The organism is Geoglobus acetivorans (assembly GCF_039641995.1).
Taxonomy (GTDB): Archaea; Halobacteriota; Archaeoglobi; order Archaeoglobales; family Archaeoglobaceae; genus Geoglobus; species Geoglobus acetivorans.
In genome coordinates this window covers 188,887-210,628 of record NZ_CP087714.1, presented here as the reverse complement: position 1 = coordinate 210,628, position 21,742 = coordinate 188,887, and the positions used below count along the sequence as shown (strand labels likewise).

27 protein-coding genes are annotated in these 21,742 nt (G+C 46.6%); 14 read left to right on the top strand and 13 right to left on the bottom strand.

What is annotated here, in order from left to right; genetic code table 11:
• Position 1: 1 nt before the first annotated feature.
• The 5 genes from LPQ35_RS01200 to LPQ35_RS01180 are packed head-to-tail and all read right to left on the bottom strand — an operon-like array spanning position 2 to position 3,611.
• Positions 2-682 carry a TIGR00153 family protein gene (locus tag LPQ35_RS01200; protein WP_193806594.1) on the bottom strand — a complete coding sequence of 227 codons (681 nt, stop codon included), beginning with the start codon at positions 680-682 and terminating at the stop codon, positions 2-4.
• Complete coding sequence (locus LPQ35_RS01195; RefSeq protein ID WP_203218945.1) at positions 679-1,686, bottom strand: inorganic phosphate transporter; 1,008 nt, start codon at positions 1,684-1,686, stop codon at positions 679-681. The genes LPQ35_RS01200 and LPQ35_RS01195 overlap by 4 nt, the downstream gene beginning before the upstream one ends.
• Positions 1,683-2,072, bottom strand: a complete 390-nt coding sequence (locus LPQ35_RS01190; protein ID WP_193806596.1) for a thioesterase family protein — start codon at positions 2,070-2,072, stop codon at positions 1,683-1,685. Before LPQ35_RS01190 ends, LPQ35_RS01195 begins: the two co-directional genes overlap by 4 nt.
• The gene (locus LPQ35_RS01185) at positions 2,069-2,902 is read right to left on the bottom strand and encodes a ribose-phosphate diphosphokinase (protein ID WP_193806599.1); all 834 of its coding nucleotides are present in this window, start codon (positions 2,900-2,902) and stop codon (positions 2,069-2,071) included. Before LPQ35_RS01185 ends, LPQ35_RS01190 begins: the two co-directional genes overlap by 4 nt.
• 34 nt (positions 2,903-2,936) lie before the next feature.
• Complete coding sequence (locus tag LPQ35_RS01180) at positions 2,937-3,611, bottom strand: HisA/HisF family protein (protein ID WP_193806601.1); 675 nt, start codon at positions 3,609-3,611, stop codon at positions 2,937-2,939.
• Positions 3,612-3,658: 47 nt separating this feature from the next.
• On the opposite strand from LPQ35_RS01180, the gene LPQ35_RS01175 reads away from it, so the two are divergent.
• Positions 3,659-4,363 (top strand): (5-formylfuran-3-yl)methyl phosphate synthase, encoded by a 705-nt coding sequence (locus LPQ35_RS01175; protein WP_193806603.1) that lies wholly within the window; start codon positions 3,659-3,661, stop codon positions 4,361-4,363.
• Here LPQ35_RS01175 and LPQ35_RS01170 read toward each other — a convergent pair.
• Positions 4,344-5,525, bottom strand: coding sequence for a TrkA C-terminal domain-containing protein (locus LPQ35_RS01170; protein WP_193806605.1), 1,182 nt, complete (start codon positions 5,523-5,525; stop codon positions 4,344-4,346). The genes LPQ35_RS01175 and LPQ35_RS01170 overlap by 20 nt on opposite strands.
• A gap of 369 nt (positions 5,526-5,894) precedes the next feature.
• Here LPQ35_RS01170 and LPQ35_RS01165 point away from each other — a divergent pair, with 369 nt between their 5' ends.
• Both LPQ35_RS01165 and LPQ35_RS01160 read left to right on the top strand, forming a co-directional pair.
• Positions 5,895-6,203, top strand: a complete 309-nt coding sequence (locus LPQ35_RS01165; protein ID WP_346297658.1) for an XRE family transcriptional regulator — start codon at positions 5,895-5,897, stop codon at positions 6,201-6,203.
• Complete coding sequence (locus tag LPQ35_RS01160; RefSeq protein ID WP_193806609.1) at positions 6,187-6,741, top strand: CDP-alcohol phosphatidyltransferase family protein; 555 nt, start codon at positions 6,187-6,189, stop codon at positions 6,739-6,741. Before LPQ35_RS01165 ends, LPQ35_RS01160 begins: the two co-directional genes overlap by 17 nt.
• On the opposite strand, the gene LPQ35_RS01155 is transcribed toward LPQ35_RS01160, so the two are convergent.
• The 6 genes from LPQ35_RS01155 to LPQ35_RS01130 form a co-directional block, all read right to left on the bottom strand.
• Positions 6,729-7,535, bottom strand: a complete 807-nt coding sequence (locus LPQ35_RS01155; RefSeq protein WP_193806611.1) for an EamA family transporter — start codon at positions 7,533-7,535, stop codon at positions 6,729-6,731. The genes LPQ35_RS01160 and LPQ35_RS01155 overlap by 13 nt on opposite strands.
• A gap of 6 nt (positions 7,536-7,541) precedes the next feature.
• On the bottom strand, positions 7,542-7,955 hold the full coding sequence (nikR, locus tag LPQ35_RS01150) for a nickel-responsive transcriptional regulator NikR (protein WP_193806613.1): 414 nt from the start codon (positions 7,953-7,955) through the stop codon (positions 7,542-7,544).
• 130 nt (positions 7,956-8,085) lie between these two features.
• Positions 8,086-8,343, bottom strand: coding sequence for a septation protein SpoVG family protein (locus LPQ35_RS01145; RefSeq protein ID WP_193806615.1), 258 nt, complete (start codon positions 8,341-8,343; stop codon positions 8,086-8,088).
• A 2-nt stretch (positions 8,344-8,345) separates the two neighbouring features.
• Positions 8,346-9,521 (bottom strand): heterodisulfide reductase-related iron-sulfur binding cluster, encoded by a 1,176-nt coding sequence (locus LPQ35_RS01140; RefSeq protein WP_193806618.1) that lies wholly within the window; start codon positions 9,519-9,521, stop codon positions 8,346-8,348.
• Positions 9,518-10,753, bottom strand: coding sequence for an FAD-binding protein (locus LPQ35_RS01135; protein WP_193806620.1), 1,236 nt, complete (start codon positions 10,751-10,753; stop codon positions 9,518-9,520). Before LPQ35_RS01135 ends, LPQ35_RS01140 begins: the two co-directional genes overlap by 4 nt.
• Positions 10,754-10,797: 44 nt before the next feature.
• On the bottom strand, positions 10,798-11,604 hold the full coding sequence (locus LPQ35_RS01130; protein WP_193806622.1) for a diadenylate cyclase: 807 nt from the start codon (positions 11,602-11,604) through the stop codon (positions 10,798-10,800).
• 206 nt (positions 11,605-11,810) lie between these two features.
• Here LPQ35_RS01130 and ilvE point away from each other — a divergent pair, with 206 nt between their 5' ends.
• The 4 genes from ilvE to LPQ35_RS01110 are packed head-to-tail and all read left to right on the top strand — an operon-like array spanning position 11,811 to position 14,895.
• The gene (ilvE, locus tag LPQ35_RS01125) at positions 11,811-12,689 is read left to right on the top strand and encodes a branched-chain-amino-acid transaminase (protein WP_193806625.1); all 879 of its coding nucleotides are present in this window, start codon (positions 11,811-11,813) and stop codon (positions 12,687-12,689) included.
• Positions 12,686-13,195, top strand: a complete 510-nt coding sequence (locus tag LPQ35_RS01120) for an ACT domain-containing protein (protein WP_193806627.1) — start codon at positions 12,686-12,688, stop codon at positions 13,193-13,195. Before ilvE ends, LPQ35_RS01120 begins: the two co-directional genes overlap by 4 nt.
• Entirely contained in the window at positions 13,188-14,183 is a 996-nt protein-coding gene (locus LPQ35_RS01115; protein WP_193806630.1) for a homoserine dehydrogenase, read from the top strand. The genes LPQ35_RS01120 and LPQ35_RS01115 overlap by 8 nt, the downstream gene beginning before the upstream one ends.
• Entirely contained in the window at positions 14,161-14,895 is a 735-nt protein-coding gene (locus tag LPQ35_RS01110; RefSeq protein WP_193806632.1) for an A24 family peptidase C-terminal domain-containing protein, read from the top strand. Before LPQ35_RS01115 ends, LPQ35_RS01110 begins: the two co-directional genes overlap by 23 nt.
• On the opposite strand, the gene LPQ35_RS01105 is transcribed toward LPQ35_RS01110, so the two are convergent.
• Positions 14,887-15,834: an AIR synthase related protein gene (locus tag LPQ35_RS01105; RefSeq protein ID WP_193806635.1), complete on the bottom strand. Its 948-nt coding sequence runs from the start codon at positions 15,832-15,834 to the stop codon at positions 14,887-14,889. The two genes, LPQ35_RS01110 and LPQ35_RS01105, sit on opposite strands and share 9 nt — an antisense overlap.
• A gap of 46 nt (positions 15,835-15,880) precedes the next feature.
• Between LPQ35_RS01105 and LPQ35_RS01100 the strand changes: the two genes are divergently transcribed.
• The 7 genes from LPQ35_RS01100 to serS all read left to right on the top strand — a co-directional run bounded on the left by LPQ35_RS01100 (position 15,881) and on the right by serS (position 21,719).
• Positions 15,881-16,105: a 4Fe-4S dicluster domain-containing protein gene (locus LPQ35_RS01100; RefSeq protein WP_193806637.1), complete on the top strand. Its 225-nt coding sequence runs from the start codon at positions 15,881-15,883 to the stop codon at positions 16,103-16,105.
• Between the two features lie 33 nt (positions 16,106-16,138).
• Complete coding sequence (locus LPQ35_RS01095) at positions 16,139-16,783, top strand: 16S rRNA methyltransferase (RefSeq protein WP_193806638.1); 645 nt, start codon at positions 16,139-16,141, stop codon at positions 16,781-16,783.
• A gap of 43 nt (positions 16,784-16,826) precedes the next feature.
• A complete protein-coding gene (locus tag LPQ35_RS01090; RefSeq protein ID WP_193806639.1) occupies positions 16,827-17,291 on the top strand; it encodes a YfcE family phosphodiesterase in 465 nt (154 codons plus the stop codon).
• A 184-nt stretch (positions 17,292-17,475) separates the two neighbouring features.
• Positions 17,476-18,255, top strand: coding sequence for an ABC transporter ATP-binding protein (locus tag LPQ35_RS01085; protein WP_346297657.1), 780 nt, complete (start codon positions 17,476-17,478; stop codon positions 18,253-18,255).
• Positions 18,216-19,328, top strand: coding sequence for a SufD family Fe-S cluster assembly protein (locus tag LPQ35_RS01080; protein ID WP_193806640.1), 1,113 nt, complete (start codon positions 18,216-18,218; stop codon positions 19,326-19,328). Before LPQ35_RS01085 ends, LPQ35_RS01080 begins: the two co-directional genes overlap by 40 nt.
• Entirely contained in the window at positions 19,325-20,356 is a 1,032-nt protein-coding gene (locus LPQ35_RS01075; RefSeq protein WP_193806641.1) for a hypothetical protein, read from the top strand. The genes LPQ35_RS01080 and LPQ35_RS01075 overlap by 4 nt, the downstream gene beginning before the upstream one ends.
• A 4-nt stretch (positions 20,357-20,360) precedes the next feature.
• Positions 20,361-21,719 carry a serine--tRNA ligase gene (gene serS, locus LPQ35_RS01070; RefSeq protein ID WP_193806642.1) on the top strand — a complete coding sequence of 453 codons (1,359 nt, stop codon included), beginning with the start codon at positions 20,361-20,363 and terminating at the stop codon, positions 21,717-21,719.
• Positions 21,720-21,742 lie beyond the last annotated feature (23 nt).

Here is a 21,742-nt window from a genome sequence, read left to right as displayed (position 1 = left end):
ACTACCTCCCCAGAATCATTGTTCTGAATGTGTTCGCAGCCCTCGCGGTGCTGTTTGCAATCTCTCCTAACTTGACAACAATCTCGTTCAGAAGTATGAGGTCGAGAACATTCTCCGATTCAGAATTGAAGATTTTTCTGTGCAGTCTGATCTGTATTTTGTCGCATCTGTGTTCAAGCTCCTCTATTGCCGGGACATGGTCAAGAGCTTCGTTTATCTCTTTCTTTGAGAACGACGACTCAATGAGGCCTTTGAAGTGACCTACAAGTTTTTCATACTCCTTTACAGTCTCCCTCACTCTGGAGAGCAGTTCGAACAGCAATTCCCAGATTTCTTCATTGGCAGAGAGTATCTTGTATGAAATCATGTGGGTTACGTGTTCGCAGTTATCAATAATCTGATCCTGCATTTTCAGAAAGTTCAGCAGATCCTGCCGGTCAACAGGCATTAACAGTGATTTCGTAACATTCGCCCTGATCTCCTGCTTAATCAGGTCAGCCTGATACTCCATGCTGTCTATCTCTTTTTCAAGTTCTCTCACCTTATCGCATTCACCATTTTTACTGAACCTGAACTGCTCCATGAGCTTTTCAACCGCCCTGTCACAGAGTTCAGCGTGCCTGTGAAGGTCCTCGAATGGAGAATATCCAAATACATCTGCGACACTTCTCACAAACCTCATAAGAACACCACCATCAGGGTGTAGAACACTATCGCCAGACCTGCCGCCACAGGAACTGTAAGTAGCCATGAGGCTATAATTCTTTTCACCACCGAGAGGTCGATGCTTGCAATACCTCCTGCAAGACCCACACCTATGACACTCCCCACAAGAGTGTGTGTTGTCGATATGGGCATGCCGAGTGTGGAGGCCATTATGACAGTGGTGGCAGTCGCGAATTCCGCCGAAAACCCTCTCGTGTACGTGAGCTCTGTAATCCTTTCACCGACAGTCATTATCACCCTGTACCCCCATGTCGCAATTCCGATGGTTATTCCAATACCTCCGAGCATCAGTATCCATGCGGGGGTTTCTGTGCCAAGATACCCCAGAGCAGCAGCCATTGGACCGGTGGCGTTGGCAACGTCGTTGCTTCCATGCGCAAATGCCATATAACCTGCAGTAAGAACCTGAAGATACCTGAAAACATGTTCCACAGACTCGTTGCTGAACCTTGAAAGAAGAGAGATTTTTATAATCGTGAAAAGCAGAAAGGCGATTACCGCACCCGCAATTGGAGAGATAATCCAGCTGAGTACGATTCTATAAAGGGCGCCCCACTGTATGTCTTCAAGCCTTATGTAATCCTGACTTACCGCAGCGAGTCCAAAGCCAACCATCGCCCCCACAATTGAGTGGGTGGTGGATACGGGGAGATGGAAGTAGGTCGCCACGGTGATCCATATGCTTGCTGCAAGAATGGCCGAAAGGGCGCCGATAACAACAAGATTGCTATTGAGAGCATCGATGGGGACTATGCCTTTTGCGATGGTATGTGTAACCCTCTTTCCGTACAGAAACGCTCCAAGAAACTCAAGAATACCTGCCATTATTATGATCTGCCTGAGCGTTAGCGCTTTACTTCCGTACGACGTCGCCATGGAGTTTGCGGCGTCGTTTGCCCCGATATTCCAGGCCATGTAAAGGCCAACAGCTATTGTAAGCCAGATAAACACGTCCGTCATGGGCTCACCTTCTCCGCCTCAAGAACCTTTTTCACGCTATCTGGAATGGGCACTTTCCTATTCTCTTTCAGATCCAACCAGACCTGAATCGTTCTGGCTCTGAGAACCTCCCGTCCAGTTTTCTTCTCCCTTATCGTGTATACAAATTCCCAGCTCGTGTTACCAATCTCGCCCACACCCATTTCAACCACAGCAGTTTCTCCAAGGAACATTGGAGAAATGAAGTCGATTTCAAGGTGTCTCAGCACAAAGGTGGGTTCGATGTCTCCAAACTTCTCTCTAAAAAATTTAACTCTTGCAGTCTCAAGAAATCTGGCAAAAACGGCGTTGTTAACGTGCCCGTAGGCATCAAGGTCTCCGAACCAGATCTCAATCTCGAACTTCAATTCAGTATCACCTCTGAGATCAGTTCCGCTGCACTTAGCTTACTGACCTGTCTCTCCACAGTATCAGTTGAAATGACCTCAGAGATTCCAGCAGAATACAGTTTGTTCAGAGCGTTTGAGGCAAGGACTGCATGCACACAGGCAGCTTCGACGCCTTCAGCATTTCCCATGAGCTGTTTTGCTGCAGTAACCATCGTGCCCCCTGTGGAGATGATGTCATCAACTATCACGACCTTCCTGCCCCCAACATCCAGATTTTTTGGCTGTATCACAACATTTTCGGCATCAATCCTGGTTTTTTCGAGATAATCAAAATCACAGCCCGCCACCTGTGCAGCAACCTTAACCCTCGAGAGCGAACCCCTGTCCGGCGAGAGCATAACAACGTCCCTTTCCAGGTAATGCTCTCCAATCAGAGGCATAGCATCGACCTCAACAAGCTTTCTGAAGTGGTTTTTCGCCTCGTTGCTGTGGATGTTCACCGTTATTACCCTCTCAGCATAGCTCTCAATCAGCCTCGCAATCGCCCTTATGCTGACGGCCTCGCCTTCAAGAAACGCCCTGTCCTGTCTGGCATACCCCATGTACGGGATTACTGCAATGACTTCTTTCTCAGAAAGAGCTTCGAAAATCAGGAGAAGATAAATCAGATCCTCATTTGAATTTATACTGTTCACAACAACATATCTGTCATCGGATGCATCGTTTACCCTGACGTAGAGTTCTCCATCAGGAAACTTTCTGTATGTTGTGTCAGCGATATCAATTTTTGCCGCCTCAGACAGTCTCTTTGCAAGCAATGGAGAAGATGGGCCTGCAATGAGTTTCATATCCTTCCGTACATTCAAGGAGTTAAGTTTTTTTCTATAATTTTCCCACTCTCAAAACCTCGACATCTATCATGCCCCTGTGTATCGCTGTGGCAATCAGTACACCGCTGATCCCCATATCCCTGGCAATCTCCAGGTCCTCATAGCTGGAAAAACCACCTCCCGTCAGCACATCATGATCTGAGATCCTGAGAGCATCCTCAACTACTGAGAAATCGAACTTCATGGTTCCCACACTGTGAATGGGCAGAACGAGAACCCCCGAGAGCCTGAACGAATTGAGGTATTCGAGCACCTCTCTGACATTCCGGAATTTTCCGCTTCTGTCGAGCAGCCCGGATTTTATGTCAATGCTCACGATGTAGTTGCCATTTTCAAGTCCCATGAGATTAAAAGTTTCTGTACCGATGACAGGGGTGAAGGGCAGGTTTTTCACCTCATCCAAAGTCCTGTAACCCTGATCAGCAATCAGTTTAACCGGCATGTTGGAAATTCCAGAAACTATGTCCGAATTGTCTCCTCTGCTCTCAATTCTGTCGAGATCCGCCACATAGACATTTTTGGGCTTCAAAATCTCAAGAATTTTCAAAGGGTCGCTCGTGTTAACTGCGCAGCTTACTTTCTCGACCTCGACGTACTCATCCCTTCTTCCCGCCTTGCCTGCAACTGCCCTGCCATTCTTGATGTCCATCACGAAATAAATGTCCATGGAAAATTTTCAACATCTATATATACTGCTTTATCTCATGTGTTGCGATGAAGGTGCTCGTATCACCCATGAATCTTGAGGAGGCGTTGGAATCCTTAAAGGGAGGTGCAGACATAATAGATGTAAAAAACCCTGCTGAGGGGTCCCTCGGGGCGAATTTTCCGTGGGTTATCCGGAGTGTTAAGGATCTGGTCGAAGAACACGGAAAGCTCCTGAGCGCCACTGTGGGAGATCTCGATTTCAAGCCAGGAACTGCAAGCCTTGCGGCTCTGGGGGCAGCAGTTGCCGGGGCAGATTACATAAAGGTCGGGCTTTACGGAGTTAAGAGTTCAGAACAGGTTTACAAGATGATGGAGAAGGTCGTAAAGGCAGTTAAGGATTACAACCCCTCAGCATACGTTGTTGCGGCAGCATACGCTGATCACTCGAGAGTGGGATCTGTTTCACCTCTTGCTATTGCCGAGCCTGCATCCAATGCCGGATGCGATGGAATAATGGTCGATACGGCAATAAAAGACGGCAAAAACCTGTTTGAGTTCATGAGCAGAGAAGATCTGGAGAAGTTCATCGATTCTGCAAGGGACAGCGGACTGTTCTGTGCGCTTGCTGGCACACTTTCCTGGGAACACATAGACATTCTGAAGGACCTCCGCCCTGATATAATTGGCGTCAGAACAATGGTGTGTGAGAGCGGAAGAAACTCAAAGATAAAAAGTGAACTCGTATCAAAGCTCATGCAGGCAGTGAGATAGAACAAAGTTGCGTGAGTGCTTTTTCCCCTTCTTTTGGCCCTTTTACAAAGAGCAGATCTCCCGCCTCGATTTTTGTTGACGCTCTTGGCTTGGTTATCCATCTGTTGCCTCTTTTAATTGCAAGCACGTGCATTCCGGTGTTGGTTTCAACTTTCGCCTCTCCAAGAGTCTTTCCATCAAGCTCGCAGCCTTTAAGGACTTCAACAACCGCTATAATCTCATCACTCTCAAGCATTGCGGTTTTGAAAATCGGGTGTATTTCAAGCTGATTAACAACAATTCCGGCAATGTCCTTTGCGGCATCTGCAATAACCTCCGAAGAGTATGCGATCTCTATGAGGGACATCAGAATCTTTATTTCGTCATCACCTTCCGCATTTTTCGCTGCCTGAAGAGTCCACTTCAGCAATTCCATCTTCAGATTGTCTATCTTCTCTTCAAGATAGTATACCTCCTGAGCAATATCCTCGTTGTAAAAGATTATGGACGAGTAGCCCAGATCTACCGACAGTTCGGAGAGGTCCTTTATCTCGATCAGAATGCTCACAGTCTTTTCAAGCCGTTTATCCTTGATCTCAGAGCTTTCCATGTGAATCTCCTTGTTGCTTGCAAGTCTGAAGAAGTCCTTAACTCCCGAAATGTCGCCTCTCGCAAAAAGCACATCCCCTCTTCGTATTTTTACATCTCTGTCCGGGTCAAATATCCAGTCAAATCCCCTTTTTATGGCTATCACTTTCATGCCGGTAATGCTGTGAAGCCGTATTTCTCCGAGTGTTCTGTCTGCTATTTCTGAATCCTCAGAAACCACTGCCCTGACGAGAGTTTCCTCGCTTTCCAGCAGAATTTCGTTGATCATTTCCTTGGGTAGCTTGAAACCCCTCAAAACCAGAGTGGCAATATCTCCTGCAGATTCGCCGATTTTCTGTGCTGCTGAGGCTATGTGCAGGACGGATGATACCAGCTCTGCCTCCTCTGCCCTTCTTCCTGCAAGAATTGAAACTACCCTGAGCTGCCTGATCAGATCGCTTATCTTTCCTTCGAGATCGAGAACCTCCTCGGCAATATCTTCGTTATCGAACAGAATAGCGGAATATGCCAGGTCAACCATCAGTTCGGTGGTGTCTTTAATTTCAACGAGCAACTCCTTTACGGTTTTGGGCATTTGGGAATAACTTGATTCTGGATTTATTTAAGCTTTTGCATGGCTCTGGCCATATTCAGGAGAACGAGCAGAAAAAGTGAAAAGGTGAAATTTCCATTTTCAATCGTGGGCAGCACTGTCCACAGGTTCAGATTTAACCACCGCACTGATCGAGTCTCATTCCCATGCAAACTGCACCGTCTTCCGCAAATTCATTACAATCAAACACTCCGTCAAATCGTGTTTTGTATGGAATCCTGCAATGCAATGGGTGGTCTGAAATCTTCTTCAGAAGATACACATGCAGAATTTGAGCGAATCAGAATTTTTTTAACCTCAACAGGATAAAATTGATAAAATCTTAAATATTATCGGCGTTTAATTCCTGTGATGAAAACACCATGCGAACTCTATGCCTCAAAGATAGTCCCCGCAATCAGAGGAGAGCTTGCAAGAGAACTGGTGGGGCGAGGACACAAAAAGAAAGATGTAGCCAAGATGCTGGGGATCACCGTTGCAGCAGTAAGCCAGTACGTTCACAGAAATAGGGGGGTGGCTGAAAATGAGTACATCAAGAGCAAGATAAAAGAAATTGCTGACGCGATTGAGGAAGGCACGATGACTGAAGAGGAGAAGTCCTCCTTGCTGTGCGAGATTTGCAGCATATTCAGAAGGGAGGTTGATGTTAAGCAGATATAAGGCTGGCCTGACTCCGAAGCTTGGCTTTTTAACAGGACGGTTAAGCACTCTCGGCATTCGTCCAAATCACCTTTCTGTACTGGGTTTTCTGTTCGGCATCACATCGGCATTGCTGCTGATTTATGGCATGCGTTTTCCCGGTGTGTTCTTTTTGATACTGAGCGGCTTAATGGACGCTCTCGATGGAGCACTTGCAAGGAATGAAAATCTCAAGACAGAGTTCGGTGGATTTCTGGATTCTGTTCTTGACAGATACGTGGATATAGCCATAATTATTGGGGCAGGAGTTTACTCGGGACACATTTTGCTTGCGACAATAGCCATGGCAGGGGCGCTGCTCGTGAGCTACACCAGAGCGAGAGCCGAGGCAATAATAGAAAAATGCGATGTGGGATTTGCGGAAAGGGGTGAGAGGACCATAATCCTGATTATCGGCCTTCTCACAGGATATGTTTACCATGCTCTCCTTCTGATAGCCATTCTTGCTCACATCACCGCAGTTCAGAGGATATACCACACCTATTCTCAGAGCAGATAATAACTTTCAATCCCCAGGATTATAAGCAGCGAACCCATAACGATGTTCCTGCTAACCTTCTCAATATTTCTGAAAACCAGACCGGTAAGGATGAGTGTAAAAAGCGGATAAATGCTGAGAAACGGCTCCACAACACTTACAGGGTAGCTTATCAGTGCCCTGTACCTCAGGTAATGTCCCGCACCCACAAAAATTCCTGCCAGAATGAAGTATCTCTCCCCGCCCTTCCGTTCAAACCTGAAAACAGAAGGCAGAATTGCCGTGGATGCCACATACCCAACTGCACTCCCAAAAACAGGGTCTGGACGTATTTGCATCCCGTATTTCACAACACCAGACGAGAGGGCAGTAATGAATCCCGTAACAACCGCAAGAACAATGCCCCTTCGATCCCTGACTCCTGCTGGAGAGGATATGAGCCAGATTCCCACAAATATCAGTGCAGACATCATGAGCACTTTGAATGTGACGCTCTCTCCCAGCATTATGCCTATGAGCGAGGCAAAGAAGACTCTCGTGGCAGACAGGCTGCCTGCACTATTGGCCCCAATCCTGCTGATAGCGTTGTAAAACGCCACTCTCGCTATGAAAAAGTGCAGTAGGCCCGCAACAACCATAACTCCGATAAAAAGCCAGTTAAAAACGACTCTGCCGTACGAGAGGATGGTGAAAATTACCGACGTGGTAAGGAGGCTTATGAACGCCCCGTAGTTTGCGTCGCCATAAGAGACTCCCTTCTTTATGCAGATCTGATGAAGGCTGAAAAGCAGAGCAATCAGAATCAGATCAATCATTCTCCATCATTCTTTCAGGGCAGTAATCAGCTTGACGTTTATCACTCCCTTTGTTGCCGAAACTCTATCCACAAGCCTCCTTATGTCACTCATATCTCCTCTAACCATGACCATCTCCAGACACATTTCGTGGCTGAGGTGGATGTGGATCGAACTGGTTATTATTTCATGAAAGTCGTGCTGAAGAGCAACAATTGCATCGTTTATGCCCTTCACACTGTGATTGTACAGAATGTTGACCACCCCGACGGCCTCCCCTTCTTCCCTTTCCATCCACTTGTACTCAAGGATGTAATTCCTTATGGCGTCTCTTATCGCCTCACTTCTTGAAGAATATCCTCTGTTCAGGATTATTGAATCAAATTCCTCAAGCAGGTTGCGGGGCAGACTGACACCAATCCTGGTGATGTTTTCTTCCATGGGGAATAAATACCCGGAGAAATATAAAAGCTTAGCCCAAATGGGACTGTTTGTAGCGGAGAGCCGAAGAAACAGAACCGAATTAAAATAAAAGCTTGATGTTTAAAAATTCCGGAAAACCCGGCACCATTCACTCAAGATTGTTGTATGCTTCCATCACGGCATTAACAATTTTGTCTCTCGCCTCTTTGCTGGTCGGGTGAAAGATGTCCTGATAGCTTCCATCCTTACCCTTCCTGCTCGGCATGCTCACCCAGAGCCCGTTTTCGCCCTCAATAACTTTCAGGCCCTTAACCACAAATTCTCCATCCAGACTCACAGATGCGTAGGCCTTAACGGCTCCTTCTCCTTTCGATTTGTATATTCTAACTTCTGTTATTTCTACCAACTTCAACTCCTCCTGGTTTGCTGTTCCTTCTCCTTCTCCACGCCATTATTTAAACTTTTTGTTCTTTTATTCGCAAGCTCCACGAGATCTACGACCACAATCCTTCCCTCGCCTGCCTGATTCAGGTGAAGCTTGCAGAACGGGCAGCAGGACACAATATATTCTGCCCCGGTTTCGAGAGCCTCTTCGATCCTTCTCTCACCAATATCGTTTGCAAGGTCTTTGAACTGGGATTTGACTCCACCTCCCGCTCCACAGCACAGCGCATTCTCTCTGTTGTGTTCCATCTCAGCTATTTCAAGCCCCATTTCCCGTAGAACCAGTCTTGGCACCTCGTAAACGCCCATGTGTCTGCCAAGATGACACGGATCGTGATACGTGATCTTCTCGCCTTTCTTTTCAAACACGATCTTCCCCGCCATGAGAAGGTCATGTATTAACTGAGAGGTGTGCATGACCTCAAAATCCCACTCATACCCGAGTTCTTCAGCAATTTTCGGATAATCTCTTTTCAGAGTTCTGTAACATCCCGAACATGTGGCAAGTATTCTTTTAACACCCCTCTTCTTCCATTCCTCGTAGTTCTTCCTGAAAAACTCGTAAGCAATATCTCTCTGACCGGTTCTCAAAAAGGGCGAACCGCAGCAGTATTCATCCTCTCCAGCATACGTAAAATCAATATTCATTTTTAAGAGAAACTCCACAGTATTTTCCGCAAGTTCGTGCATTCTGTAGCTTGCGGTACAGCCTGCAAAGTAGATGGTGTCTGATTTGCCTTTAAAGCTGTATTTCGAGGCCCATTTAGCTCGTTCCCCCCTCTCCTCTCCGTATGGATTCCAGTTTTTTTCAGCCACATCTCTGAGCTTTTTGTGAACCGGCAATGGGGCTTTTCCCGCTTCAACAAACTCGGCTCTTGCCATCTCCAGCACATCCACGAGAGGGATGGATGTCTGACATACAGTCTCACAGGCCCCACAGGTGGTGCACCTGTAAAAATCCTCGACAGCAGTACTATCAGGCTCAATTTCCCCTTTCAGCACCCCTCTGAGCAGATAGATCCTTCCCCTCGGCGATACGCTCTCCCACTTTATCGCCTGATATGCGGGGCAGACCCTGCAGTAATGGCACTGAACGCAAACGAAAGCCTCATCCTCAATGAGTCTGCTGGTGATTTTCATGAGAACACCTCCGCCAGGGCCATAATGAAGGGCATGAATCCTTCAGGAAAAACCTTTAAAGGGTTGAGGAGATTTTCAGGGTCTATTTTCTTCTTGTACCTCCTCAATTCGTCAAACGGTGCGTAGAGCATGGGGGATTCTTTGCTGAGGTAAAGACCCGAAGAGTAACTTTTTCCACCAAGTTTTTTCGCTATTTTCAGGGCTTTGATACTGAACCTCCATTTCAGAGCATATCCCGTTTTCCTCTCGTCGTAAGGCAAGAAAGAGAGGACCGAGCACATACCATTGTTCAGAAACCACACCTCACTCCCCGCACCAAACCCGGAGATTTTCGAAAGGTATTCTCCAAGTCTGTTTCCGGGTATGAGGACTTCAGCAGGAATTATCCCCGGCCCCAGTCTTTTAATCCTCATCGGATAAAATCTGGTCTCCCAGATCTCCTCGCCGAGGGCTTCATCTCCATTCATACTCTCTGTCGTGGCTATGACGAGAGTATCTTTTTCAGGAATCTGATCATCGAAAACCTGATTTTTCATTTTCACATACTCTCTGCTGAGAAATAAAGCTGAATAATGGTCTCCAGAATGGGCGAGCTTTGCAGCCCTGCCGGCATCCACGTGAAAAGCGTAGTATCTGAGATCTTCCAGATCTTTAACCTTTACCCACGCTTTTGTGATTATGCCAGTCGTTCCTTCAAGCCCGGCGTAGAACTCTATACTCCCTGTCTCCTTTATTCCTTCAAAGTCCGCAACTCTCAGCCTTTCAACGTTTTCGGCTATGCTTCCATACTTCAGGCTCCCCACTCCATATCCATTCTGGGCAATCCACCCTCCAACCGTGGAAGAAGGGGCACTTGTTGGGTAAACTCTGAGAGTGAGACCCTTTCTGTTCAGCTTCTCCTCAACATCCCACCACACGGCACCGGGTTCAGCAATGAGGAGTTTCTTTTCCTCATCAATCTCAAACCCATCCATTCTCGAGAAATCAACAACATAGCCACCTTTGACAGGAATTGTCCCGCCGTATCCCGATGTAGCCGAACCTCTCGGAATCACCGGTTTTTTACTGGTTTTTGACAGCTTTAAAATCTCAGCGACGTCTTCATCACACTCTGGCTGAAAAATCCCATCAGCTTTTTTAAAGAATCTCGAAATTAGCGGCGGAGCAGAGATGTCGTGGGAGTAAAGATACCTTTCAACATGATCGTCCCTGTATGGAATATTCTTGAGCATATTCCATTCTCGGCTGATAAAATTAAAAGTATTGTGTGGGTTTGCTACATCATCGAAACCGGTATTTCGATGACAGCTTCTCCATCCTTGAAGATCGTTATGTCTCCCCCGCTGCCTGACACAACAATTGCTATGCTTTTTGTGGATTTGGTTATTGACGCACAGGCAATATGCCTTCCACCGAGACCGTATTTCAGAGATATCTCGCCCTCAATATCGAGATACCTTCCGGCGGAGAGAATTATTCCATTTGAGTCGAGAACGAAGACTCCATCAAGCTGAGCAAACTCCATAATGCTCTCCCAGTTGTCTGGATTTTTCACGTCTCTTTTTTCAGGAGGATGTCCCTCGTACGGGTTGATGACAATCTGCCTCGACCTCTTAAGGACATTTTCAGGGTCCCCTATGACGAATGCTGTGCCGATTTTCTTTCCTTCCCTGCCCTTAAATGCAATTGTGAGTGCAACACCAAGAGCCGACCTCAGCGCCTCAGGGTGTACATATTCCGAGCATTCCTTTAATATTCTGCTCAGCTTGCTCTCCCCATCTATAACAAACGCCCCCTTGAGGTTGGGGAGATACACACAGACTATGGCTTTTGAGTCATAGCCCCTCGCCTCAAGATATGCCTCAACGAATTCGGATATTCCGGGGATCGTCATTATGCTTTCCGTCAGCCCGCATGAGCTTGTAACTGCAAATGTGTTTTTAACCGCCTCTATATAGCTTCTTGGAGCTTTTATAACCTCAATATCGTCAAATTCAATGTCTGCATCAGATACAAGTATGACCTTGCCTATCTCATATTTTCTGGCAAGGTCTCTCACAAAATCAATGAGGAGATTTAACATGGTAATTTATTGTTTGCAGGACATTAATATATTGCGATTACGGGGGATGTTTGGACAACAGAGATCTGGCGACATTATCCAGAATGTCCTGTCAAATACCTGTACCAACCCTTCGTTTAAAGCCTGTCTTAAATCCACAGAAATACCGTGTCTCTGGATTCGAAAGATTTATTTGATACATACTGACAAGGTTGGCGGGGGGTAGCATGAGCGAGTTGCTCGTTTACATGAATGGCGAGTTCGTTCCGGAAAGTCAGGCAAAGGTGAGTGTCTTTGATCACGGTTTTCTGTATGGAGACGGAGTTTTTGAGGGAATAAGAGCATATAACGGAAAAGTTTTCAAACTCCACGAACATATTGACCGGCTTTACGACTGTGCGAGGGTCATTGATTTAAAAATTCCCCTGAGCAAGGAAGAGTTTGCTGAGGCAGTTCTCGAAACGCTGAGAAGGAACAATTTGAGAGATGCGTACATAAGACCGATCGTGACGAGAGGTGCCGGAGACCTCGGTCTGGATCCGAGAAAGTGCCCCAATCCAAATGTGATAATTATAACAAAGCCATGGGGAAAGCTCTACGGAGATCTGTATGAAAAGGGCCTGAAGGCCATTACAGTGGCAATAAGAAGAAATGCAATAGATTCATTGCCACCAAACATCAAGTCCCTGAACTACCTGAACAACATCCTCGCCAAGATTGAGGCAAACGCCAAGGGCGGAGATGAGGCCATATTCCTCGACCACAATGGATACATCTCGGAGGGGAGTGGAGACAACATCTTCATTGTGAAGAACGGCACGATTACAACTCCTCCAACCCTAAACAACCTGAAGGGCATAACAAGACAGGTTGTAATAGAGCTGATCAATGAGCTGGAAATCCCGTTCAGAGAGGCAAATATCGGACTGTTTGACCTGTATTCGGCTGATGAGATTTTCGTTACTGGCACTGCTGCGGAGATAGCACCCGTAACATATATAGACGGCAGGACTGTTGGTGACGGTAAGCCCGGAAAAATTACTAAAATGCTGATGGAAAAGTTCAGAGAGAGAACAGAAAAAGAGGGGGTTGAAATATACAGATGATTGTAACACTTGTCGTCGAGCTGGAAGACAAACCCGGACAGCTCTTGAGAGTTATTGAGCCGATTTCCCGTCTCGGAGGGAACATAATCAGCATAGTCCACGACAGACACAGAATTTCGCCGCTTAAGCGAATACCGGTGGAATTCGTGATCGACATCGACTCCGACAGATTCGACGAGGTTATTGGCAGAATCAGAGAGTCAGGGATATATATCCGGAGCTTCAACGAAGTGAGGCTTAAGGCGACTGCAAGCGTTCTGCTGATCGGACACATAATCCACACCGACCTGAGCGACACGGTGAACAGAATAGACGGTTCAGGGTTTGCAGAGGTCGTGGAGATGCACATAACGATGCCAAAACTGAACGCTCCATCGACAGCCCTTATCACAATTTCGGCAAAGGGCAAGAAAGAGCTGAAGGAAGCAATACAGATCCTCAAGGGGGTGTGCTCTGATAAGAACATCACAGTTATAGAACCTTTAAACGAGGATGCGTATGATTAGGGTGGCGATTTTTGGCTTTGGAAACGTGGGAAGAGGTGTTGCAAGGGCGCTAACAAACAACAGAGAGCTTATCGAGAAAAAAATAGGCAAATTCGAAGTTGTTGCCATAGCTGATTCAAAAAGCTCGATTCATGGAGATGTTGATCTAAAATATGCCGTGGAATACAAACTCAGACATGGAAGGCTGCCCAGCGATGTGAAAGCTGATGAGCTTATGGAAAATGTGGAATTTGATCTTCTGATTGACACAACACCAACAGACGTGTTTACAGGTGAGCCGGGATTGAGCTACATCAAACAGGCCCTCAGCATGGGGAAGGATGTGATAACGTCAAACAAAGGTCCCCTCGTTGTTGCTTTCAGAGAGCTGTTCAGGCTTGCCGAGAAGAACGAGGCAAGGATTGGCTACGAGGCAACCGTAGGGGGAGCGATGCCAGTTGTGAAACTCATACAGAGAGAGCTTGCAGGCAATCAGATTTTCAGGTTGAGGGGGATTCTTAACGGCACGACCAATTACATACTCTCCAGAATGGAGAGGGAAAAAATGCCATATTCTCAGATCCTGAGTGAAGCACAGGAGCTTGGAATTGCCGAGGCAAATCCCGAGTATGACGTAAAGGGATATGATGCGGGGGCGAAACTCGTAATTCTTGCAAACACGGCATTTTCCTTCGATGCAAAGTTCAGCAGTGTGAAGATAGTGGGCATAGAGGACATAACTCCTGAGGCATTTGAGGTTGCGGGCGAGAAAGGGTACACGATACGGCTTGTTGCCGAAGCGGACAGCAGGGGCAAACTTGAGGTCTCACCGAGGCTTATTAAGATGACCAACCCACTTGCAATATACGGCACTCTGAACGCCCTCCTTGTGGAGACGGATCTCGCTGGAGAGGTCTTCGTCATCGGAAAGGGTGCAGGGGACAGGGAAACTGCAAGCGCAATAGTCTCCGACATGGTAGATATTTATGGAAGAGATAACGGCCATTAAATTTCTCATAGGCCTTGGAATACTGATTTACGCAAGCAGGCTGGACTGGAGAAGCAGAATAATCCCCAACAGGGTGTGGAAGGTATTTCTCGCTGCACTCCTACCATTTGCGTTCCTGGAGCTTGTACTTTACCCGCATCCCCGACTCGAACTCTATCTTGCCCTTTTTCAGGCGGTTTTTGTCATCCTGATATCATACGTTTTTTACTGCCTCGGATTTTATGGCGGAGCGGATGCGAAGGCCCTGATGGCAATCTCGGTTGCATTCCCATTCTACCCGTCATTCTCTGTGTTCCCAGTCCTGATGAAGGGGTTTTCTTTTGCGTTCTCAACCCTTGCCAATGCGGTCATATTTGCTCCCCTGTTCGTCCTCTATTTCCTTATCCGCAACCTTCTGAAAGAAGGATTGAATGAATTCAGGAAATACCCGTTCTACTATTTCATAGGGAAGAGAGTGGATGCGGAGTCCATTCCCGAGCATCACGCCCTGCTGGAATTCGTAAACGAGAAGGGAGAGTTCATGAGGGTGAGAAGGGGGGTGGAACCAGACAGAGCGGCGATCAAGGCCCTCAAAAAAGCAAAAATAGAAGGAAAGGTCGAAAAAGTCTGGGTTACTCCACAAATACCGTTCATAATTTTTATTACAGTCGGTTATGTTATTGCTTTCTTTCTGGGAGATGTTCTCACTTATCTGATCACTCGATTACTTTAAGCCGAAGATGCTTTCTTTCCTAAAATCGAAGAAAATGGCTTCATCCATCTCATCTCTCAACCTCAGCTCGTTTGAGTTATCAACCCCGCCAATAACCTCTGCACACAGCCCGTGATTCCTGAACACCTCAAGAACCCTGTCCGGATTTCCGGTAGAAACAACAAACCCGCAGGCAGGATAGGTTTTGAGCCACTGAATCAGAGGGACGTTTTCAGGGAGGGGCAATCTCCTCAGGTCAACGTAACCTCCTTTACCACTTGACTCCAGCATCATTGCCACAGTGCCCAGAATTCCGGCATTGCTTATGTCTTTCCCGGCATTAACAAGTTGTTTTTCAGCAAGCTCAACCATTGAATCCAGCTGGTGTATCAGCACCTCGCCCGGCTTGTTCGTGGAGTCAAAATTCAGGGGGAGAAGTCTGTGAGGGCTACCCTCAAGATCGACAGCGGCAATAATGCAATCCCCAGCTCTTGCTCCATTTGATCTGATTATCCTTCCTTTCTTCGCAATCCCGAGCATTGCAACATCCACAGAATTCTGACTTGCATCCGGATGGACGTGGCCCTTCACAATCTTCACGCCAAACTTTTTCACAGCATCTCTCATTCCCCTCTTAATTTCAAGCAGGCTTTTTTCATCTCTCGCCGAAACGACATTTACTGCCATAACTGGCCTGGCACCCATTGCGTAGATATCGTGGATGTTCACGAGTATTGAAACAAAACCTCCCCAGTACAGGTCTGCCTCCAACACCCTGTGCCAGATTCCGTCGGCGGTGATCACCACCTCATAATCCCCAAGCTCAAAGTACCCTGCATCCTCTCCAAAGAAATCTGATGTGAGGTCTCTGAAAAGTCCTGCATGCCTTTTTCTGATTATGCCTGGAAAGTCTTTCAGCTCGTCGATTATCTGCAGGAGGTCGGTTTTGTTATCCTCCATCAAAACCAGAACCTGTTTTTAATCAAATAGCTTTTTCGGAGGAGTTATGTTCAGAGTGGAATTCGATGCGAGGAGATGCGGTGGAGCGGGAGAGTGTATTGATGTGTGCGACCAGGGTGTCTGGGAGTGGAGAATGGTCGAGTTCAGCTTCTTTGGAAGGAAATTCAAAAAACCGATGCCATTCCCTGTAAATCAGGAGAAGTGCGTTGGATGCAGGAAATGCGAGAAAATCTGCCCGACAAAATGCGTCAGTATCGTGAGGGAAGCGTAAAATTTCAATACGACTTTTTCAAAAACACCATTCATGAGGTTTATTTTTGTAGAGGCATCTCTTGAAACAATTCCTGAAGAAATTTCCAAGCACCCCACAATCATGCGTGACGCCAGAAGGAGAAAAAAGAGTCCCGGAGCCATGATTCTTGATGATTCCAGACATCATCAGGCCATGAAAAATATTGAAAATCGAGAAAAGAGGGGCAGACCGGACATAATCCATCAGTGTCTGCTGGCGGTGCTGGATTCCGCCCTTGAACCTGAAATCTACGTTCACACAATCAAAGGCGAGGTCATTATGGTAAATTGCAGGACGAGAATTCCCAGAAACTACAACCGGTTTGTGGGCCTGATGGAAGACCTGTTCAGGAAAAGAATGATTTCCTCCAGAGGAGAGATCCTTATGAGTTTTACAGACCTCTCCCTGTCAGAACTTCTCACCGAAAATACTGTGGTCCTGAGAGAGGGCCATGACCGGAAAGCGTTGCTTGAGAGAGGAATTGAAAATATAACAGTTTGTGTGGGAGCATTTCCTCATGGTGAATTCGAAAAAGAAACTCTCAAAATCTTCGAATGTGCAGAAGCGAGATTTGCCGGATTCGGAGATAAACCCAAAACGAGCCTTTATGCCACATACAAGGCGATCTGCATGCTTGAATCAGCTTGCGGTCTCTGAACCCGAGAGTAAACCTTATTATTTCCTGAAGAGCATTAGGAACATGAAGTTCATCGCCTTTTCGGACACCCATGACAGCATTGCCGCCATAGATGATCTGATCTCGGAGATAAAAAATGAGAAGGTTGACTTTTTTGTGCATGCCGGAGATGTGATTTCCCCATTCGCATTGAAAAGGTTTTCAGAGATTGAAAAACTGTACATAGCCTTCGGAAACAACGACGGTGACAGGAACAAGCTGACCGAAATCGCACTGGGAATGGGATGGGTTGCAGGAGAAGTTGTTTTTGCAGAGGACATTGCAGTATATCACGGCACGAATCCGGACTTGCTGAAGATTCTGGAGAAGAAATGCAATATCGTGGTTACCGGCCACACCCATGAGGCGAGAGTAGTCAGAGATGGCAGCACGCTTGTGATAAACCCCGGGGAGTCCTGTGGATACCTGACAGGAAAAAGAAGCTATGCGATCTACGAAGACGGGGAGGTTAACATAATGGAATTCTAAAAATCTTCGGCTTTAAATCCCAGATTTTTTCCTTAACTATGCGCTTTTCTACTTAGAACTTCAAAAGTATAACACTGTTAAATAAAAAATATGGGCGGATTTGAGCAAAATTTCGACACTTCTGCAACCTATTTATATAACCTGAGAGAATAAACAACTTCTAACGCTGAAAAAGGTGATGCTCATGGACGATGATATGCTTAGAGTCGTCAATCTTGGCGTAAAGGTTGGAGATAAAAGAGTTCTGGAAAACATAAACCTGTACATAAAGAAGGGAGAAACGCTGGCGCTTTTTGGGCCAAACGGCAGCGGAAAATCCACATTAATGAACACAGTGATAGGAAATCCAAACTACCGCGTGTTCGATGGCAGGATCGTGTTCAAGGGCAAGGACATAACTGACAAAGACACAGACTACAGGGCAAATCTCGGGATGGGTATTGCTTTCCAAACCCCACCGGCTATAAATGGGGTCAAGCTGATCGATGTTCTGAAAAAGATTGCTGAGAAGAGGGGAATTCCTGGGGATAGAATTTACGAATATGCTGAATATCTGAACATGAGCGATTTTCTGGACAGAGACATAAACAGAGGCTTTTCGGGAGGTGAGGTGAAGAGGAGCGAACTGCTCCAGCTTCTTGTAATGGATCCGGACTTTATCATGCTTGATGAACCTGACAGCGGCGTGGATATAGAGAATGTTGCTCTCGTCGGAGAGGTCATAAGAAAGCTCCTGCAGAGAGATGTTCCAAAAGAAGAGCGGAGAAAATCGGGGATTATAATTACCCATACCGGCAACATTCTCGATTATGTCGATGCGGATTACGGTGTAATTCTGTATAAGGGCAAGCTCGCCTGCATCGGCAATCCGTATGAAATCCTCGATGATGTCAGAAAATACGGGTATGAGGGGTGTGTGAAAAAATGTCTGAGAGAATTCCAGAACTTGAATCAGAACAAGTAAAAAAGAGACTTGAGAGTGTTGGGATAGAGCTTGAAAGTGATAGAAGGAGTGCAACATTTGTTCAGATTGACCAGGAGAGTGTGATCTCCAGGAGCTTTTTTGAAGGCGTGGAGATAATGAGCATAAGAGACGCCCTGGAAAAATACGACTGGCTCAAAGACTATTTCTGGAAAGCTGTCAAAAAAGATCAGGACGACTATACAAGAGAGGTCGATTCCTCTGACGTTAATGGTTACTTTATCCGAGCCAAAAAAGGAGTCAGAGTTCAGTTTCCTGTAGAGGCATGCCTTTACCTTAGGACACAGGGACACAAACAGAAAGTTCACAACATAATCATAGCAGAGGAGGGGAGCGAGCTTAACATAATTTCCGGCTGCACTTCCCACCCGGGGGTTGCTGCCGGCCTGCACATCGGGATATCGGAGTTCTTCGTTAAAAAGGGCGCCAGACTTACCTTCACGATGATACATAGCTGGGAAAGCGATATAGAGGTGAGGCCAAGAAGTGCCGCAATTGTTGAAGAGAACGGCACATTCATAAGTAACTACGTCCTCATGAACCCCGTCAGACTCGTTCAGATGTATCCCACAGCATTCCTGAATGGCAGAAACTCAAGAGCGATTTTCAGCAGCATTGTAGTTGGGCTTGAAGGCTCCAATGTGGATATTGGAAGCAGAGCCGTGCTGAACGGTGAAAACAGCAGTGCTGAGATCATTTCGAGGGCCATCAGCAGAGGAGGGAGAATTGTTGCGAGGGGCAGTCTTGTCGGTAATGCTCCTGAGGTGAAGGGACACCTTGAATGCAAGGGACTCATGCTCTCCCAGAACGGAAGCATTGTTGCGATCCCGGAACTTGAAGCAAACTATCCCGACGTTGAGCTGAGTCACGAGGCAGCGATAGGAAAAATTGCCGAGGAGGAGATTTTTTACCTGATGGCAAGGGGATTTTCGAGAGATGAGGCCACATCCGCCATTATAAGAGGGTTTCTTGATCTCGAGATTAAGGACATTCCGGAGATGCTGAAAGCGGAAATCGACAAGGCTATAAGTCTCGTCGAAAAAGACCTTTTATGAATTGGAGAATCCTTTCACTTATTTTTCTCACTGCACTCGTTCTGGCCTGTACAACTCAGATTGATGCAGATATAAGAAAAAATTACGATGATGCCCTGAAAACATTCAATGCCTTCAGAAACACCGATCTCAATCCTGAACTGAAGATCGTTGATACTGAATGGGTAATAGAAAAATGGGGAAACTATGACCAAAAAGACGAGATTTTTTACAAGGCCATGCTGCTCCTTCCAGCAAACTACAGCTTCAAAAAAGCCAAAGAACATGATCTGTCGAGTTTTGTTGCATTCACCTGGGAAGGGAAGATATATGTCGTGAAAGACAACTTTAACGAGGAAACGTTCAGGAGAACGGTTTACCATGAACTTGAGCACCTCTATCAGGAGAGGTTTAACATAACTTCCGATGGAACTTTCGATGGTGAAAAGGCAAAAGCTTCAACCATTGAAGGAGATGCAAAGTTAATTTCCAGAGTGCTTGCCCGAGAAAACTACACAAAGGAGTCCCTGAGCGAGGTTGATGAAAAGAACGCATATTTTCTGCTGGGCTATGCGCCCTACCTTTTCGGGTACAATCTGGCCATCGAGGTGTTCAACAGAACGAACGATACCGTTTCTCTGTTAGAGAGACCTCCAACCACAATGGAACAGGTGATCCATCCTGAGAAGTATTTCGCAAAAGAGGGTTTTGAGAGAGTTTACCTTGGAGACAACCAGAACAGGCTCGGAGAGCTTTTCGTGCTGTTTTTCCTCGCAGCTCACACCGACGATTCCATAGCGTGGGTTGCGGCAGAAGGCTGGAACGGAGATGCATACACCCTGAATGACACTGGCTGGCAGTGGAAGATATCCTTTGACAGCGAAAAAGATGCGGTAGAGTTTTATTATGCAGTTAACAACATGCTAAAAATACTCGGAAACTTTGAGGATGGCTATTACACCATAGAAGGGAAATATCTGCCGCAAAAAATAAAGGTTGAACTGGATGGAAATTATGTAACCCTGACATCGCATTTCCTGGAGGTATGAAACGATGTGGAGCATACTCAGAGCGTTGAGGGAGGCCCCTGAGGTCCTCATCGAATCTCAGAAAAAAAGAGGAGAAAGTATTGAGATCATCGAAGAAGCAATTGACCTGGATAGAAAGTGGAGAGAAGAACTTTACAGGCTGAACCAGCTCAGAAGAGAAAGAAACCAGCTCTCCACCCAGGTAAAGAAGGCACAGGGTGAGGAGAAGAAAAAGCTCATCGAAGAGGCGAAAAAAATATCCGAGCTCGTGAAAAAAGGCGAAGAAGAGCTTAAGAGAATTGAAGATGAGCTTGACAGAGTTCTGCTTTCAATACCTAACATAGTCCACGAGTCTGTTCCCGTTGGAGAAGATGATACTGAAAATGTTCCCGTAAAATTCTGGGGAAAAGCGAGAGTTTTCAGAGAACATCTCGATGCTTTCCTCCGGCAGAGTGAGGGCAAGGCAGAGTATGAGGTGATAGACAAACCGGTCGTAGGGCATGCCGATGCCGTAGAGCAGTTTGGCTGGGCAGATATTGAGAGGGCAGCCAAGGTTGCCGGTTCGCGCTTTTTCTATCTGCTTGACGATCTTGTCTGGCTTGACCTCGCTCTGATCACGTACGCAATCGATTTCCTGAAAAAGAAAGGGTTTACCATCATCAATCCCCCGTACATGATGAATTCAAAAGCCTATTCTGGCGTAACTGCCTTCAGTGACTTTGAAGAGGTGCTGTACAAGATTGAGGACGAAGACTTGTACCTCATCGCCACCTCCGAACACCCGATTGCAGGAATGCACATGAACGAGACTCTCGGGGAGGATGAGCTGCCCCTGCTCTATGCTGGCGTTTCGCCCTGCTTCAGAAAAGAAGCTGGAGCACATGGAAAGGACACAAAAGGAATATTCAGGGTTCATCAGTTCCACAAGGTAGAACAGTTCATCTACTGTTTGCCAGAAGAAAGCTGGGACTGGCACGGGAAGCTCCTTGAAAACGTTGAGGCAATCTGGCAGGGTCTGGGTATACCGTACAGGATAGTGAACATCTGCACTGGTGATCTGGGCATAGTTGCTGCCAAGAAATACGATCTCGAGGCCTGGATGCCAGCTCAGGGCAAATACAGGGAGATGGTCTCATGCTCTAACTGCACGGACTGGCAGAGCTACAGGCTGAACATAAGGTTTGCAGAGAAAAGAGGAATGCCATCCAAAGGCTTCGTCCATACCCTGAACTCCACGGCCATAGCCACAACCCGTGCCATAACCGCAATAATCGAGAACTTCCAGCTTGAGGATGGCAGAGTGGAGATACCAAAAGTGCTGAGGAAATATCTCGAACCGATCGAAAGCGCTCCCAAAGACTTCATAGAACCGAAAAGAAGATAATACTCCACCTTTTTCGTACTGAG